At 51.5% G+C, this 17,278-nt stretch carries 18 protein-coding genes; 8 read left to right on the top strand and 10 right to left on the bottom strand.

What is annotated here, in order from left to right; translation table 11 throughout:
- Positions 1-390: 390 nt before the first annotated feature.
- From OES20_14435 to OES20_14425, 3 genes are all read right to left on the bottom strand, one after another.
- Positions 391-1,251 carry an NHL repeat-containing protein gene (locus OES20_14435; GenBank protein MDH3635895.1) on the bottom strand — a complete coding sequence of 287 codons (861 nt, stop codon included), beginning with the start codon at positions 1,249-1,251 and terminating at the stop codon, positions 391-393.
- A 205-nt stretch (positions 1,252-1,456) separates the two neighbouring features.
- On the bottom strand, positions 1,457-2,512 hold the full coding sequence (locus tag OES20_14430) for a glycosyltransferase family 9 protein (protein ID MDH3635894.1): 1,056 nt from the start codon (positions 2,510-2,512) through the stop codon (positions 1,457-1,459).
- 99 nt (positions 2,513-2,611) lie between these two features.
- Positions 2,612-3,430, bottom strand: a complete 819-nt coding sequence (locus OES20_14425) for an aspartate/glutamate racemase family protein (GenBank protein MDH3635893.1) — start codon at positions 3,428-3,430, stop codon at positions 2,612-2,614.
- Between the two features lie 39 nt (positions 3,431-3,469).
- On the opposite strand from OES20_14425, the gene OES20_14420 reads away from it, so the two are divergent.
- A complete protein-coding gene (locus tag OES20_14420; protein MDH3635892.1) occupies positions 3,470-4,360 on the top strand; it encodes a DMT family transporter in 891 nt (296 codons plus the stop codon).
- Positions 4,361-4,467: 107 nt separating this feature from the next.
- Positions 4,468-5,229, top strand: coding sequence for a 2OG-Fe(II) oxygenase (locus tag OES20_14415; protein MDH3635891.1), 762 nt, complete (start codon positions 4,468-4,470; stop codon positions 5,227-5,229).
- Positions 5,230-5,249: 20 nt separating this feature from the next.
- Here OES20_14415 and serB read toward each other — a convergent pair whose 3' ends face one another.
- The 3 genes from serB to OES20_14400 are packed head-to-tail and all read right to left on the bottom strand — an operon-like array spanning position 5,250 to position 8,948.
- Positions 5,250-6,176: a phosphoserine phosphatase SerB gene (gene serB, locus OES20_14410; protein MDH3635890.1), complete on the bottom strand. Its 927-nt coding sequence runs from the start codon at positions 6,174-6,176 to the stop codon at positions 5,250-5,252.
- Positions 6,173-7,765 (bottom strand): phosphoglycerate dehydrogenase, encoded by a 1,593-nt coding sequence (gene serA / locus OES20_14405; protein ID MDH3635889.1) that lies wholly within the window; start codon positions 7,763-7,765, stop codon positions 6,173-6,175. The genes serB and serA overlap by 4 nt, the downstream gene beginning before the upstream one ends.
- 1 nt (position 7,766) lies before the next feature.
- Positions 7,767-8,948 (bottom strand): phosphoserine transaminase, encoded by a 1,182-nt coding sequence (locus OES20_14400; protein ID MDH3635888.1) that lies wholly within the window; start codon positions 8,946-8,948, stop codon positions 7,767-7,769.
- A gap of 376 nt (positions 8,949-9,324) precedes the next feature.
- Here OES20_14400 and OES20_14395 point away from each other — a divergent pair, with 376 nt between their 5' ends.
- The 3 genes from OES20_14395 (at position 9,325) to OES20_14385 (ending at position 12,161) form a co-directional block, all read left to right on the top strand.
- Positions 9,325-9,615, top strand: coding sequence for a hypothetical protein (locus tag OES20_14395; protein MDH3635887.1), 291 nt, complete (start codon positions 9,325-9,327; stop codon positions 9,613-9,615).
- 362 nt (positions 9,616-9,977) lie between these two features.
- Positions 9,978-11,018 carry an IS110 family transposase gene (locus tag OES20_14390; GenBank protein MDH3635886.1) on the top strand — a complete coding sequence of 347 codons (1,041 nt, stop codon included), beginning with the start codon at positions 9,978-9,980 and terminating at the stop codon, positions 11,016-11,018.
- 591 nt (positions 11,019-11,609) lie between these two features.
- Positions 11,610-12,161, top strand: a complete 552-nt coding sequence (locus OES20_14385; GenBank protein MDH3635885.1) for a hypothetical protein — start codon at positions 11,610-11,612, stop codon at positions 12,159-12,161.
- Positions 12,162-12,893: 732 nt separating this feature from the next.
- Here OES20_14385 and OES20_14380 read toward each other — a convergent pair.
- Positions 12,894-13,286 (bottom strand): hypothetical protein, encoded by a 393-nt coding sequence (locus tag OES20_14380; GenBank protein MDH3635884.1) that lies wholly within the window; start codon positions 13,284-13,286, stop codon positions 12,894-12,896.
- Between the two features lie 831 nt (positions 13,287-14,117).
- Here OES20_14380 and OES20_14375 point away from each other — a divergent pair.
- The 3 genes from OES20_14375 to OES20_14365 all read left to right on the top strand — a co-directional run bounded on the left by OES20_14375 (position 14,118) and on the right by OES20_14365 (position 15,532).
- Positions 14,118-14,513 (top strand): antibiotic biosynthesis monooxygenase, encoded by a 396-nt coding sequence (locus OES20_14375; protein MDH3635883.1) that lies wholly within the window; start codon positions 14,118-14,120, stop codon positions 14,511-14,513.
- 101 nt (positions 14,514-14,614) lie between these two features.
- Positions 14,615-14,965, top strand: coding sequence for a hypothetical protein (locus OES20_14370; GenBank protein ID MDH3635882.1), 351 nt, complete (start codon positions 14,615-14,617; stop codon positions 14,963-14,965).
- 195 nt (positions 14,966-15,160) lie between these two features.
- Positions 15,161-15,532, top strand: coding sequence for a DUF2237 domain-containing protein (locus OES20_14365; GenBank protein ID MDH3635881.1), 372 nt, complete (start codon positions 15,161-15,163; stop codon positions 15,530-15,532).
- A gap of 217 nt (positions 15,533-15,749) precedes the next feature.
- On the opposite strand, the gene OES20_14360 is transcribed toward OES20_14365, so the two are convergent.
- From OES20_14360 to OES20_14350, 3 genes are all read right to left on the bottom strand, one after another.
- A complete protein-coding gene (locus OES20_14360; protein MDH3635880.1) occupies positions 15,750-16,097 on the bottom strand; it encodes an ester cyclase in 348 nt (115 codons plus the stop codon).
- Positions 16,098-16,269: 172 nt separating this feature from the next.
- Positions 16,270-16,704: a hypothetical protein gene (locus tag OES20_14355; protein MDH3635879.1), complete on the bottom strand. Its 435-nt coding sequence runs from the start codon at positions 16,702-16,704 to the stop codon at positions 16,270-16,272.
- A 20-nt stretch (positions 16,705-16,724) separates the two neighbouring features.
- Positions 16,725-17,278, bottom strand: a 554-nt coding sequence (locus OES20_14350) for a hypothetical protein (GenBank protein MDH3635878.1), incomplete at its 5' end; no start/stop codon positions are given.

Genomic DNA, 17,278 nt, shown 5'->3' with positions numbered 1-17,278 from the left:
TGACTTACTTGTTGTTATGTTTCTGCAATATTCAAGCCAATAGCAATCAGTTGGCCAGATTAATATGTATAGCAGAAATCAGGTAACTTTCAATTTCAGTAAGCTGTGCGTCTGGTATCGGCCGGGCATGGACAATTCTTTAATTTCAGGCTTGTCAAACTTGCCATTAATGTCAAAAACTGTACAAAATTGTCAAATTACGGTGGCGTTTTGCAGTCCCCGCTATCGCCATGAAATACGCGCAGCGGTACTTTTGATACCGGTATTTTCACAACCCCGTGCCTAGACCAGTTTTCCGGAGAATTGGGGCATGGTCCATCTCGCGGCAGGCACAGCTCTTAATCTAGACAGGCGCGAGCACGCCGATGGCAGTTTTGAGCCACATTGGGCCTACTCCAGGTCGAGCTTGTACTTGACGACACGGTCATTGCCCGAATCGGATAGCCACAATTCAGAGCCACGTACCTCGACTCCTTCGGGCGTCGTAAAACGACCTGCGCCTTTTCCTGGCCGACCGTCACCAAGCACCAGTAGCAACTTACCATCCGCGGCAATAAACTTGACGACATGATTGTTCTTGTCTGCGGCGATGATGGTGCCGTCCGCAGTCAGGTCCAGGTAACGCACCCCGTTAAAATCATACTCGTTGCGAGCAAGTTCGGTCTTGATCTCGAGGTCGGGAGTTAGCAATAACATGCGGCTTTTACCGGCTTCGGCCAGCCAGATATCGCCGCCCTTGCCGAGTTCCAGGTCATGCGGCGACGAGAGGCCCGTGAGTTCACCGATAACTTTCCCATCAAGATAAGCGACAACATTTCCCGACCAGGCCCCGGCCACGTAAACACGACCGTTCGGATGGACCAGCACGCCCTCCGGTCCCCGCACGCGCTCGCCGAGTTCGCCGACGAGTTTCGCGCTGGTACCTTCGATTTCGTATATCGTGACCCGATTGTTGTGTGTATCGGCGACAAAAGCTCTTCCCAGGTGGTCGAAATCGATGTCATGTGTACCCGACTGGTGGTCAGAGCCGAACTCACCGAGTAGTTCGAGCGACTCCGGATCTAGCATCGCGACTCGATCGTTGCCGACATCGGAGACATATAAATATCTGCCATCGGGTGTCAACTTGAGATCATGGGGATTTTCGAGTTGCGCTGTACTGGCGCCGACGAATGTCAACCTGACCTCCGCGGCGAACGCCACGGTTGTCCAGAGCGCAAGCAAAGTTGTGGAAATTAGTCGTGTCAGCATAGGTCGTAAACTAACTCCTCGACGAGAATCGTGCAAGGGACGATATTGAATTGTACGGGTAGTAAAGTAACGATTCATATCCTGAAATCTCAATATTTTTCTCGGCCTGGGTTTACCAGAAAGATGCTCGATACTTTTGATACTGATCGCCCGAAAAACCTGCAACCCGATGACGTCTCTGACAACGGAACGGGAGTCCCGCTAATCAATTGCCAAGACGCCCGACTGCGAGGTCCAGGCGATCGATAACCGCGTCAGTTTCAACCAGGTCCATGACACCTTCGGCCTCGATCCGTGTGCCCCAGCGCAATTCCTCTGGACTTTTCCCCCTGAATTTTTGCGCCGCCTCCACAAACTTATCGACGCAGAGATCGAGCGAGTTGTAGGGCCCACTGCGTCGCGACCAGGTGCAGGCGTGCAAACCGATGACCGCAGTCCCCAGCGCATTGGCAAGGTGAACTGGCCCGGCGTCGGGGCTTAAAACAATATCGGCGCGCTGCAGCAGGGCAGCCAGCTGCGGCAGTGTGTCCTTGCCGATCAAGTTGGTCACCCGGTTCGTCATTGCCTGCTCAATGGCCTTACCGGTCGAGCGTTCGAGATCGGACGGTCCGCCGGACAGTACGACAGTCATACCATGATACTCGATTGCGTAATCGGCCACGGCTGCATAGCGATCGGCACGCCAGTTACGATAGGGATGACTCGAACAGGGTGAAATCACGAGGATGCGATTATCCGCGGGCAACATCGAATCGGCGAACGCCCTGGCGTCTTCACCGATCGGAAAGTCCCAGACCGGTTCGTGCACATCCAGCCCAATCGTTCGAGCAAAGGATAAATGTCCCTGAACCTGGTGTTCCTGCCTCGTTTCCGGTACCGAATGGGTCATAAACAGCCGATGAAGATCCCGCGCCCGATACTTATCCCAACCCAGTTTGATATCGGCTTTGACACAGGCGCCGGTGACATTTGCACGTGCCGATGTTTGCATCTGCAGCATGACGTCAAACTTTTCACCGCCCAGGTCTTGCTTTAGTTTCCAGTAAGCACTCCAGCCGCCGCGCTTGGCGAGCACGATAAAACGCACGCCTGCGAGGCATGACAGCAGTTTGTGTTCAAGCGCCGCGCAGATCCACGTAATCCGTGTTTGCGGCCAGTTGTGCTGAATGGCGCGCAACACCGGGATCGCATGCGTAACGTCACCCAGTGCCGATAGGCGTACCAGGCAGATACTTTGAGGGGGCGTGATTAAGGGCAGCATCAGGCAACCGGCATGACGGCAATCCGAATTTTTAAACGTCGGGAAATCTGCAAATTCAAATCGAAAGCGTATGCCTCGGCTGGCTCGATGAAAGCCGGGCTATTTACGGGTCGATTCTGCAGGCAACGGCAATTCATAAAGTCGCCCATAGAGACCGAGCTTGTCGTCGATCCCCGCCAGTCGCAAGGCATGCCAGGCCATCGCATGGTTTGAAGATGTCAGCGGAATATCGAGGTTTTTTTCGAGATCGGCACAGACCTGCATGAGTCGCACCGAGGTGCAGGAAACAAAGATTGCATCGACTTCGCCATGCTTGATGATTTCGCGCACGCCCTGCTCTATCGACTGCGGCGTGATTCGGGCGACGACGGTATCGCGATCCGAGTTGAAGGAGCCGAATACCGGGACCTCGAATCCGCGCGCGGTAATGTAGTCAGCAACGATCCGGTTGACATCGGCCGGGTATGGGGTCAGGACACCGATACGACTCGCCCCGAACGCATCGAAAGCGGCAAAAGCGGCAGTAATCGGCGTGGTGCATTTGACGTCGGGCCTGGCCTGCCTGATGTTGGCAAAAACCCCCTCCTCGCCGATCGCCATCGACGCCGAGGTACAGCCGTAGGCAATCACGTCTAGCGGTGTATCGGGCGTTATGATGCGCGCGCATTCGACAATACGAGGCCCCATCGCGCGCAGCGATTCGGGTGTTATCAGGTCTTCGTTGTGAATCCTGGTCTGGTAGAGCGCAATCCCGTCAAGCCCGGCAAAAACCTGGCGCCACTCGTGCTCGATGGTGTAGTCGGTGGCCAATACGATCAGCCCGATCGAAGCGCGGCTGGCGATCCCGCCATCAACCTCGTAAGGCAGGTTTTCAAACAGCAGCGTTTCCGCCATTGCTTTGTTGGCTGGCTGACTCATAATTCACCCTCTCGGATTTTTGGCTGTGCATACTCTAACATGAATAGAAACCAGATTGTCGGTCGTGCAATCGCATTGGGCGCAGCAATTTTCTATGGTTTCAACACTACGCTGTCGCGGCTGGCCTACGACACCGGTACTACCCCCGTATCGCTGACACTGTTCCGTTTCCTGATGTCGGCCGCAGTGATGGTAATGCTGGTTCTGATCCTGCGCAAATCCTGGAAACTGGAAGTCACGCCCAAATTGTTTGCAATTTGCGTGGTCGGTATGTTTGCCACTTCGATCGGGCATCTCGGAGCGGTCAATTACATCCCGGTGAGCCTCGCGGCAATTATTTTCTATACCTTTCCGCTACTGGTTGTCGCCTACAAACGCATCGCACACCGCGAACCGGTCACCCGCAACGAACTGCTGGCCTTTGTGCTCGCCTTCATCGGCATCGGTATCGCACTCGGACCCGATTTTCATGAATACGACCCGACCGGGGTCTCGCTGGCTTTCATTGGCGCGATCGGGACCACCGTATTCATTCTCAGCTATGAGAGGTTTCCACCGCAGACCGACAGTTACGTCGGCGCCACCTGGATCATGCTTACGTCGATACTCTTTACGCTGCTGCTTATACCATTCGGATTCGACCTGGTGCCGCCGCGCGAATCCGTCGGCTGGGTATACCTGGGCCTGATTGCCGTGGCATCGGTGACCTCCTTCGTCATGTCGCTGCAGGCGATCAGCCGTATCGGCGGCGCCATCTTCGCGCTGCTGCTTAACTTCGAACCGGTCGTTATTCTATTACTGGCGTGGACCATCATCGGCGAAACCCTGTCACCGGAGCGCATCGCGGGGATGGCATTAATCGTGTTTGCGCTGTTTTTAAGCCACTGGAAGCTTCCGCGTAAAAAGCCGCAATCCGCCGGGCCTCCCTGAATGCGGCTTCTCATGCACCGGAACTAGCGCAGTTTCCAAAGGCAGGGCTTTACTGGACCTCGCGAAAATCAAACGTATATACTTTTCACCAATTGCCGGGGCCTCCTGTGTCAAACTTTTATATCATCGCGCACGAAGCAGGTGCAGAAAAATTCGAAATTCCAGCCTGGGCCAACCGGGATGCCAATCCGGCCGCCCTGCATCGACACCGAACTGCCACGGTTTCACGTCACGATTTCGAAAATGTCCCGGGGGCGTTCCAGCTGCTGAACGTCCTGTCCAAAACCGAATGCGAGCGCCTTGTCGACCTGTCCGAGAAAATGGGTTATCTCGAAGACGCGGCTGTTTCCCTGCCGCGTGCAATCCGCCACAACGACAGTTTCACCTGGATTGTCGATGACGAAACCAATGACATCATCTGGCAGCGCTGTCGCGAGCAGCTCAAAGATACCCATGAATATAACGCCGGTAAGCGTGCCTGCGGGATTAACTCACGCTTTCGCTTTTATCGTTATGGGCCCGGAGACTATTTCGCGCCCCATACCGATGGCTCCTGGCCGGGTTCGCGCGTTATCGATGGCGAACTGATTGACAACGCCTATAGCGATCGCTGGAGCCAGCTCAGTTTCCTGCTATTCCTGAGCGAGAACTACGAGGGCGGTGCAACTCGCTTCTTCGTTAGCCCGGATAATCCAGCGCACCCGGCCAGTAATCCCGATGATGCCATCGTCATCGATATTCGCACCCCCATCGGCGGCGCACTGTGTTTTCCACATGGCGTGCATCCGCTGCACTGCATGCACGCCTCGCAGGAAATCACTGAAGGGGTAAAGTACATCATCCGTTCTGATATTCTTTTCGACCTGTAATCGCAATCGACTCAGCCCTGTCAGTCGCTAGCGTGATTCAAACCCATGAAATAAATTGCGCTTTCGAGATCGGTAACATCGATATGGCAGCTGATCGCCGCGCGCAGCACCGGCTTGGCATGGTAAGCGATGCCGAGTCCGGCAGCGCTCAGCATCGGCAGGTCGTTGGCACCATCGCCGATCGCGCAGCAATCGCGTAACGCAAAGCCCAGTGCCTGAGCGCGTTGCTGCAGGATGCGGCATTTATAGTCAGCATTTACGATCGGGTCCAGCAGACCCCCGGTCAGTATCTCACCGTCAAGCTCAAGCTGGCTACAATGGACTTCATCAAACCCGAGTTTTTGCGCAACAGGTTCGGCCACCTGTGAAAACCCCCCGCTGATCAGAATCGTATGCACACCGGCCGCTTTCGCGGCAGCGAGCAATTGCTCAGCACCAGGATTAAACGACAGCGACTGCGCGATATCGTGGAATACCTGCACCGACTGTCCTGCAAGCATCGCGATTCGTTCACGCAGCGCGGCATTGAAATCAATTTCGCCATGCATCGCGCGCGTGGTAATGCTCGCAATTCGTTCGCCCAGGCCGAGTATCGTGGCAACTTCATCGAGGGTTTCGGCAGCGACGATGGTCATATCCATGTCGCAGATCAACAAGCGTTTACCCAACTCGCTGCGTGGTTGTATATAAACATCGGTGTGTGCCAGGTTTTCTCGTAATGACTGCAACAGCGACCATGCCTGCGCGGGTTTACAGAATACGGTTACATTACCGGCCTGTGACGAATGTGTTTGCTGCGCGTCGATTTGCAGGTCTCCGAGCATGCCGCTGAGCTGCTGCAATGCATTATCTACCGCTTCATTGGCACAAAGCGTAATGACAAAAGGTTCATCCCTGTCGCCGCGCATCATCCATCGGGGGATATCATCGTGAGCGCTTTCTGTCATTGCAAGGCGGGGAAATGCAGATATTGAACATCGTTAATATTCGGCAGTGAACGCAAATGATCGAGATCGTCATTACCCAGTTTCTCGTCGATTTCAAGTAACACGATAGCATTACCATTCGGGCCATCCCGTCCGAGATGCATGTTCGCAATGTTAATGCCGCGCTGCGCCGTGGTACTGCCGATATCGCCGATGACACCGGGTTTATCATCGTTAGTAATGTAGAGCATGTGTTCACCGAGTTTGGACTCCAGTGGAATCCCCTTAACGTCAATCACGCGTGGCCGATTTTGAATCAGCGTGCCGCAAATACTGCGCGATTGCGATTCGGTTTCAACCCCGACCGTGATACGGCAGGGATATTCGTCACGTCCCTCATTGTGTGCTTCGATAACATTGATGTTGCGATCACGCGCGACTTCGCGGGCATTCACCGAGTTAACGTAACTGCTGTGATATTCCAGTATCGACTGCACCACCTGCACCGTTAACGGCGAAACGTTCAAATCGTTGGCCTCGCCACCATAGGTAACCGTCAAGGTTTTAATAGGATCATGGGTAAGCTGACCCACGAACGAACCCAGGCACTGCGCCAGTTGCAGGTAAGGTCGCAATACCTGAGCTTCCTCGGCACTGATGCTGGGTGCGTTGATGGCGTTATTGATCGCACCGCCTAACAAATAGTCACTGATCTGCTCGGCAATCTGGATCGCGACCTTCTCCTGTGCTTCGATCGTCGAGGCACCGAGATGCGGGGTACAGATTACGCTATCCAGTTCAAACAGCGGATTTTCGCGGGCGGGTTCAACCTCGTAGACATCGAGCGCGGCGCCTTTCAAGTGCCCACTATTGAGGGCCGCAAGCAGGGCCAGTTCATCGACCAGGCCGCCACGTGCGCAATTGATCAGCATACTGCCCTGTTTCATCTTGTTGATCGCGCTGGCGCTGATGATGTTGGCGGTCTCGGGCGTCTTCGGCACGTGCAGTGAAACAATATCGGAATTGGCAAGCAGGGTGTCGAGATCAACCTTTTTGACACCCAGCTTCGCGGCTCGCTCCTCGGTCAGGTAGGGATCGTAGGCCTGTACATGCAGTCCGTACCCGATCGCTTTACTGGCGACGATCGAACCGATGTTACCGGCACCAATGAGCCCGAGCAGTTTGCCAGTCAGTTCTATCCCCATGAAACGGGACTTTTCCCACTTGCCATCGTGGGTAGAGCTGTTCGCCTGCGGTATATGACGTGCCAGCGCCAGCATCATCGCCATTGCATGCTCCGCGGTCGTGATTGCGTTACCCAATGGCGTATTCATAACCACGATTCCACGCCGGGTACAGGCGGGGACATCGACGTTATCAACCCCGATCCCGGCACGCCCGACGACCTTCAGTTTCCCGGCATGCTCGAGCAGCTCCGCGGTCACCTTTGTTGAAGATCGAATCGCGAGTCCATCGAATTCTCCGATCATTTCGCTTAGTTCTGCCTCACTTAACTTGCTCGACTGCACTACCTCGACACCACGGTCTTCAAATACGGACACCGCCTGGCTCGACATCGAATCAGAAATTAAAACTCTGGGATTAGTCATGTTATTTCTCCTGCAAGGAATGCTTGAAATCTGCAAACACCCAGTCCAGCCAGGGCGTCAAGGCTTCCAAGTTGCTGGTGTCAACGGTGGCCCCGCCCCAGATTCGAAACCCGGGCGGTGCACTGCGATAGTTACCAATATCGAGCGCCACGTTCTCCTGCTCGAGCCTGGCCAGCATCGAGTTAATCGACTGTTGCTGTTCCTCGGCTGACAAACTTGTAAAGTCAGGATCGACAACCTGTAAGCACATCGAGGTCGGCGAACGGGTCTCCGGATCACGGGCCAGCCAGTCGATCCAGTTCGATTCCCCAACCCAGTTGTCAATGCATTCGAAATTGCTGCGCGTACGTTGCCACAATGCCTCAATGCCACCCAGGGACTCGGCCCAGGCGAGCGCAGCATGCAAGTCTTCGAGTGCCAGCATGCTGGGGGTGTTGATCGTGGCACCTTTAAAAATACCGTCGATCAGCTTACCGCCCTTGGCCAGTTGAAATAGTTTGGGTAATGGATAACAGGGTACGGCAGATTCGAGTCGCGCCACGGCTCTCGGGCTAAGCGCGAGCATGCCGTGGGCGCCCTCGCTGCCGAGGACCTTTTGCCAGGACCAGGTGACGACATCGAGCTTGTCGAAATCAATCGGCATGGCGAATGCCGCGGAGGTCGCATCGCACAATACCAGCCCATCACGCTCAGCATTTAGCCATTCCAGGTTGGGCAGGCAAACACCACTGGTGGTACCGTTATAGACCATGACGAGATCGTGCTCCGGATTTACCTGGTTCAAGTCGGGAAGTTCGCCGTAATCGGCCTGGTACAGGTTCAACTCGAAATCCAGTGCTTGCAGATCGTTTGCCCAGTCACTGGAAAAGCTCTCCCAGACCAGTGCGTCCACGGGACGGGATCCGAGCAACGACCATATCGCCATTTCGAAAGCACCGGTGTCAGAACCGGGAACGATACCGAGTTTCCAGTCCGCGGGCAGACCGAGCAGGCGATGCGAGATTTCAATGGCGTCGGCAAGACGTTGCTTCGGGAGTTTGGCGCGATGGCTGCGCCCGAGAAATTCGGTCTTTAAATGGGTGATGTCCCAGCCGGGATACTTTTTGCACGGCCCTGAAGAAAAGCGTGGATCCGCGGGTCGAATACGCGGTTGCTCGGGAAGGCCGCTGGCTTCCTCGTTCATGGTATAACCTCTAGTTACGGGTGGTTTGCTCCACCAAGCACGGCAAGATTAGCATGACTCTGAGGATTTTGAATACCCAGTGTTAATTCCAATGCAGAATATTGTGCAGGTCGATAGTAATTTATTGGCTGAGTGCCGTTTCCCAGGCTAGCATTTCCCGCTAGCGGACACTCAAATTCGGAACACCGGCGCCTTACTACGGCCATAAGCTGTCGCCCAGATTTCTCGAAAACTTAAAATATCTCCATTTTCTGGAACTAAAGTCGGAGAGAACTTCTGGCTACCGATTGACTCACATCAATCCCGTAGACATTGTGAGGAATAATATGAATCAAATGGTGTTGTAAAACTGCCAAGTTGATAAGAGAGGTGAAAGATGTCTCACGATAAAGGCAAGACAGTAGAAGAACTAGGAGGTGGGCTCGATTCTGCCGAAGCACAATTGGCCAGGTTGCGTGATGAGATTAGGATCTCTGAGAGCGACGCGACGCGAAAGGCTCATGAGCAGATCGTGGAAGCGGAGGTTCATTTAGAGGCGGCTCGTGCCCGTTATACCGACATTCAACACGCAGGCCGCGTCGGTGACGATGAGACCGAGCGCGATCTGCGCAAGGCTTATAATGATATGTCGGAAGCCATTAGATCCGCGCTTCGATATATCGGTTAAGAATAAGTCTTACCAACAAGAAATATACATCGGGCGCTGTTTGCTATCGCGGTGTCGGCAAAGTCCGTCGGGATAATATCTTCTCCCGAAATTTCAGGCGGTCAAGGGTAACGGGTAGGGTTCTTCTGACCAAGCATCTTTCAATAATTGCTTATCAATGCCAAACGACTGCTGCGGGTCGGCTATCATCGCTGAATAATCGAGTTTGAGGTTCAGTTTTCTCGGAAGCAGACTCTCATAAAGTCATAGTAGGAGGCAATCTTCGGCCAGGAACAATGGGATGGACTCCTCCTCACTCTACCGGCATCGATGTGCCAAACTGAGATTGTGACATTTCAGTTAACGAGAAAGAGGAGTCCACGATGAAGATTAATCGAGTTGGTGTTGATTTGGCAAAAAATGTTTTTCAGTTACACGGCGCCGATTACAAAGGTAAAACCGTGTGGAAGCGACAGTTATCCCGGTCCAAATGGTTACCGGTTTTATGCGATACGGTTGAACCCGGGACCGAGATCGGCATGGAAGCCTGTGCCGGTGCTCATCACTGGGCCAGACAATTGATGCAGCAAGGTTACCCGGTGAAAATCATCCCGCCACAGTTCGTCAAGCCCTATATCAAGAGTAACAAGAACGATGCCAATGATGCCCAGGCCATCTGCGAGGCGATGGGCAGACCCGATATGTATCCGATCAAGGTAAAAACGGTCGAACAACAGGATCTGCAAGCGATGCATCGTATCCGGGATGAGATCAAGAGCCACCGTATCGGCAAGGCGAATCAGATCCGCGGTCTGGTCACCGAGTATGGTCTGGTAGCCCCGCTACAGTTACATGCTCTACGTAGAGCCATCCCTCAGTGGTTGGAAGATGCTGACAATGGTTTAACTTTCTTGTTCAGGCAGCTCCTTCAGGGGTTATGGGGAGACTTGTATGCCCTGGATCAGCGGATGGCTGAACTGGATAAACAGATCGCGGTGGTTGCACAAGAAGATCCCACGGCCAGACGTTTGCAGCAGTTGCGCGGTGTGGGTCCGTTGATTGCGACGGCCCTGGTAGCCACCATCGGGGATGGAAAACAATACCGTAAAAGTCGAGACATGGCAGCAGCCCTGGGTTTAACTCCCAGGCAGCACAGTTCCGGTGGCAAGGATCGGTTACTCGGGATCAGTAAGCGCGGTGATGCCTATCTACGCTGTTTACTGGTTCACGGTGCCCGTTCTGCGATGCGCACGGCTAAAGATAAAGATGATCGACTGAGTCGCTGGATCATCGATCTTCAGTCCCGGCGACATGCCAATGTGGTGGCCGTGGCGCTAGCCAACAAGATGGCACGAATGGCCTGGGCGATGATGACCAGTGGTGTTGATTATGATCCGGATTTAGCGGCAGCATCAGTAAATTAAATACCGGTAACGAGGAAAGTTTATTCAATTGACGATTGCGAAGTAAGCGGTTAATGGCAAACAGGTCGAACCGGCGCCGGTAAAACCCGGGAGTGTCCGTGTGTGTAATAACACGAAGGAACAGTAGGGAATCGGCGCGCGAAAACCCCATTATGGCCCGGCATCAACGTATGCCTCCTGAAGAGGCCGGATATACGTATGCAGTCGAGCCAGCTGCCACAAACCGATTACTTGCAAACGAGGAGGAGTCCATATACGGACACTCTCAATTTACTCCCTTACCTCTGCTTCCAGCACAGTGCAGGCCTTCAGTAGATATAAAACCACAGCTTAGAACTCCTTGGTTCAGCCGGTGCAATTGATATCTGCGTGCCACCTAATGTAATCCCGCTTTTTTTAATCTTTAATCCAAATTAGCCATAATTTGCTTCATTTATGAAAAGTTTTTATCGTGCTCAGCTAATCGGTATTTGATATTTGGGACACGCTTTACAAAGCATTTGCAATATTATTTTTAAGTCATATTTACTTTCGTTTATTGAGCTATATTTACTAATAGCGATAACTGCTTAGAATTCGGGTGCAATTTCAATGATTGAAGATTTCCAGGATATTTCAAAATACTATGCGGCCAACATTGTTGAAAATGTCCTGACCGTCGGTAAGATTATTTTCAAAGACGGTGGGCACAGTTTTGCGCCCGACGATGCCCTGAGTACGTACAATCTGGTTGACCAAAGTATTAATACCTCCCGAATGGTGCACTTGATCGGTGAAATTCATCCTCGTAACGCACTACAAAATCAACTCGAAGTGGAAATTAGCTCCTGTCTCTACCTTAATGAAAATCATGAGTCTGGTGAAATTGAAGTTCGATCTATCCATAAGGGAATTGGCAGCTCGATTCATATCAGGGAGGAATGCCCATTAATCCAATGGAATGAAAATTATGAAGATAACAAATATTTTGATGTTATCGATGTTCAACACGTGTTTACTGAAGACCGATTAAAAAAAAGTTTTATCGCGATGCTTGCGGAGAGTCTGCGCGAATCCGAGTTGTTCCCTCCACTACTGAATTTAAACGTAAGTGGAGCTTATGATACTGATGAACTATTATATAATCCCCGCTTACGGGGATGACGTTCAGACATCTAATTATTAAAACTGCTCCATTATCTGCACATCGACGTGGTAGCCGATGTATTTTGGATTTCGTGGCGCTCAAGTTTCATTCCACTACGACAAGTCGGGCGGTCCTATCGGTTAACATTTTTGGTTCGTTGTTCCTCGAAAGCCTGTTTCAGGCAGGAAGCGACTCCTGGCGTTTCAAATCTGAGTGAAGGATCGGTTTTCGTAGCTGATCGATCGAGTTCGAGTGCCTGTTTTCTCGAAAGCAGACGCTGAAAACCTCTCTAACAGTGGCAATCTTCGGCCAGAAGCGGACATTAGCATTTGGGACTGGGCTATAATTTGAAAATTAAAGTTGCGGTTTCATGTTTAACATGGAATATGCCGATATAAATGCCCATCCTCTAATAATTATTAAGAGGCCTGTTCCCCGTCAGCCCAATGTGGACCGCTAGCCTGATTTACTAAGAGACAGTTTTAGTTCATCGTTAACCTTGATGAGGAAACGATGATGAGCAAAAAAAGAAGTGCAGAGAAAACGATTCGGGATAATTGATGGCTATTTGCCAGCCGATGATGAGTGTCGTTGCTGACAGTAGGCAAAGAGGTGTCCACCTAAATCTAGGTGGACACCATGGTCAGCAACTGGGGCCAACAAAAACAGATGGGTTTGCCGGAGGGCTACATCTATTTCAACACATAGGAGGTCCCTACGTTGCATTCACGTACATTGACTCGGAAGGCTTATTCCTGTAATCCACATACTTCACCCGCCCCAGGTATTACAATATCACAAGAAAGGAAGCCTAGCCTTCCCTCTGGCTCAACGATACAGTCCGGGGCCACTCGAGAGAAGTTGTTGGTGGCGGTTACATTGCCATCTTCGTCTATAACATCACAGGACTCCACGGAACTGGTAGAGTGATTTTGGTGGCCCAAGCTTTTTGAGGATACCGAGATTTCCTTCATCACCAAAGCGTCGCCCGAATCACTGCAGCCACAATGCAGTATCGTAATTTTGGTGGGCTTGGCGGGTTTTTCTGGCTTGTCAACAGGTGGTGCAGCAACCGCCCAACTAGTTGATAAAGCCAAAATCGCAACGGTAAGTATCCGGGTTTTTAAATTTTCTCTACGCATTATAATTCCCTCTTGGTTAATTAATCGTTAATAAATGCACCTAGCGCTTTTAGTGGAAATTTGCGCTATGAACTTTACACACGAGGAAAAGAGAAGAATAAACTTCGGGTTGACTCGTCCCAGAATCTTTAGCAACTCACTTTTTCGATCCTGAAATTGACGGTACGACTATCCCTGTATGTGTGATGAGGTTCACATTTAAGTAAGTGCACACTAAGCATAGGTGTTAATCGGCAGCGAATTGGACCGTTAGTCGTCAAAATTCTACCTTTAATCCGGCGAGGTGAATCGCCATTTGATACCCATTCCAGCGGTACTAAAGGATCGGTTAGGGCGCCATGAAGTCCTTGATATTGCATATCTGAGTGACGGCTTCGGGTCGAAAATCGCCTCTGGCCTCAGTATTTTAAGCGTCGGCTTACAGTGAGCAGCAATAATCTTAACCCGGGTGTAGAATCAGGCTGTCAATCGAATGGGGACTACTGAAATGGTAAAGCTACCACCCCTACTAGGCCAAATTCTTTGCTGGTTGGGGTTCCATGATTATCGTGTAGCTAACGTCACTTTTGAATTTGGCACTGACGCTGTTGAAAAGGATGTATGTCGGCGCTGTGGTGCCACCAGGACTCGCCTGGCATAAAAATATAATTTAACCCTGGCTCCATTCTCCAAGACAGACACTGACGAAACCTAATTCAACTTCTGAGAACGGCCATAATCAGACACCCAATGATAAAGTAATAATATGTTATCAAGGCGAAAGCCTTATAAAAACGAGGTTAGATTTTCAGATATAGCGATAATTTAATCTCGCAAAGAGGAGAAAAAATTGTGATTGCTGTGATTTTTGAAGTGTTTCCGGCTGAAGGGAAAGTACAAGAATATTTAGATATTGCTGCCAAATTGAAACCGAAATTAGAGAATATTGATGGTTTTATTTCAATAGAAAGGTTTTCAAGCTTTTCGGTCGAAGGAAAATTATTATCACTCTCATTTTGGAGAGATGAAAAAGCGATAGAAGAATGGAGAAACATTGAATCACACCGTCTCGCACAAGAAAAAGGTCGTGATGGGGTATTTTCGGATTACCGGTTGAGAGTAGCAAATGTTAGCAGAGACTATGGAATGCTTAATCGAGAACAAGCGCCATCTGATAGCAGGACAATACATGACAATTCTAACAAGGACATGCAGTCGGACCTGGCTAACGCAAGGCCGCTGGTGTGAGCGTTAGGCAGACTATTTTAGTCGCAAATCGAGATCCATAGATGCCCAAGTTGCAGCCCCTACCCGCTTCTGTAAGCAACGACAAGAATCAAGACATATTGATGTTCCTCCAAGGTAAGAATGCCCACTCCGACGTTGCAGACGTCCTTATTGAAGCTTCTGCACCGCTTGGCGATGTACAACTGTACAGTTCCGAGCCGGCAAACTATGGTTATATTGTTCTCACAACACAGGACGTGGTATTCGCTGTTGCGTACGGAATGTCCCAGATTGGTTTTCGCCTCGACGAAACATTCAAGGGGCGTGCCCTGGAGACCGGGGGCTTGAATGCCACCGAAGTTGGCCCCGACTGGGTCGCATTCGATTTGTTCCGGACCAATTATCCCGTGGTCGATCTTCTATTCTGGGCGCGCAAGGCGTATTTGATCGCACGCGGAGCCGACCCGTCCTAGGGAACCAGCCAAATACAGCTGTGAACTATTTGTCAGACCCCGGATTTATGTAATCTTAGAGTCTGTATTCTCCATAGCAGACGCTGAAATGGGCTGCCTGGGCTTCTGAGAACGGCCATAAGCGGAAGCTCAAAATACCTGCCAGTTTTTCTTGTCTTACATGCAGTGGTTGACGGTCGAGTGTAAAATTCGGCTATGAATGATTCAAAGAATGTTTTCGGCGAGGCCCTCGAGCCTTATGGACAGGACCCGGCAACGGGCTTTTATCGTGATGGATGTTGCAACACGGGGGCGCAGGACCATGGTTCGCATACTGTCTGCGCCAGCCTGTCTGATGAGTTTCTGGAGTATTCCCTTGGTCGGGGAAACGACCTGATAACGGAAAGACCCGAGTTCGGTTTTCCAGGACTGAAGGCAGGCGATTGCTGGTGTCTTTGTGCAGGGCGCTGGCTTGAGGCGCATCAGGATGGGAAAGCGCCACGGGTCTATCTTAAACGCACGCATGAAGCCGCGCTTGATACAGTGCCTCTAAATGTTCTACGGGAATATGCGCTTGATCTGACCTGAGGGGGTCCATCAACCGGTGTTGCGCATAGCAGCACATTTTCGAACGCTGCGCTTGGCCTCGGAAAGCGCCTGCATTCCCCAGAGCTGCCCTAAAAAACAGCTACCAGGCTGCGGAAATAGGCCAGTTTCGGACATTCGCCGCAACGAAATTGATAGACGCCTTATCGGGTCCGACTCAATCCGAGGCTGTCCAGCTGGCAAACATGGAACAAGAGCCCTAACCCTTCTCGACAGGCCGAATCGTATTGACTGCGGGAATATCCCACGCTTCGGCAACTTTACCATTGACGATTCGCCAAACAACGACAGCATCGAACTCTATTGAGCTGCCTTCCAAGTTCATGCAATTGCACACCTGAGTGGCAACTAGTTCATCGCCAGCCGCCCGACCATCGATTACATTCACTCGAAAACTACTGTCACTTCTTTCACCCAGCTTGGCAAAGAAGCTCTTCAACCCGTCAACACCGCGATAGTCGCCTTCCAACTCAGGTAAATGTCGATTGAAGTAGTGCCAAACAAAATCGTCAGCAATAATACTTTTACACGCATCCAGGTCTTGCAGATTGATTTTTTCAGAAGAGACAAGTTTGGGTGTATAGCTTCCATCATCGTTTCTCCTCAGTCGCAGCTGGAGTGCCAGCTGCGATTAGCCCACACTGTCGTGCAAAGTATTTTAGCCATCCATTCTCCCCATATCATCGTGGCTGCTACACCATATTTAACAAGCGCTTGCATTATTTCGTGTCCAAAACACGCGGGGACCAAGGCGCGTCTATAACCAAAGCGAGCAACGCAAATCCAATCACCGCTAAAGACTGCCCCCAGGGCGTTGGCGCTCCCGTTTCTTGGTATACCCCCCAGGTAGCTGCAAAACTCGCCAAATAAAAAATGAGCGTCCCCATCGGTAACGTCCACCTCGCAACGGCGCTACCCGTTTTAAACGCCGCTAATGCCAGAATAATGGTGAAAAAACCCAAGATAAACCACCCCGCGCCAGCGACTTTCATGAGCGCCAATATCAACGTCTGGGCGCCCAAATCAACCTCTTGCCAAGGAGCGCCGACCGCCTGGGAATGATAAGACATAAACTCTTTTGAAGAGAAATACCTCACCCCAAGTATGATATCTATCGCACCAATAAATAAGTAAATGGCGAGTGCTGCTTTCATTCGCATAGGTGCGTTTATCATTATGCGGAACCCTCTACCTTGCGACTCTCGCCAGCGTTCAGCTTCTCGCTTACGAGCAATTCGGATCCAATAAGACAGCGGTCTCCTGCTTCGGTCAGTAAGGCGAACTTCATTCCAGCATTTTCAATGAGCCGTGGAATGATTTTTTCTGCTATGGCGGCGCCAGGCGTCCAAAAGCCACCAGGCAAATCACTTTTCGACAGGTCCTGCGCTAAGCAGACCGCCACTTCTCCAATCATGCGACTTGACGAGCCATACCCGGGATCGCGATCGCCGCTAACCATGAGCATCAGTCGATGACCTAATCGCGTTCGAGCAATTAATTGAAACTCAAATTTGCCTTTTTCACGCGCTTTTCTTGATGGCCCCTCGCCAGGCTTGGGTAACAGGACAGCATTCATCAATGCGCGCATCGGGCCCGATCTGTATGCCCGATAAAACAGCTGGGAAACTAATGCCAGAAAGCGAGCAGCAGGCCTGCTGCCCAGGTCCCAGCCTTCGTCGTAAGTGAAATCGGTTCCATACGGATAGTCCAAATGCGCATTCGTGGCAT

It is taken from the genome of Gammaproteobacteria bacterium (assembly GCA_029862005.1).
Lineage (GTDB): Bacteria > Pseudomonadota > Gammaproteobacteria.
Note: the sequence above shows the minus strand (reverse complement) of the source record. Positions and strands in the feature narration are given on the sequence as shown.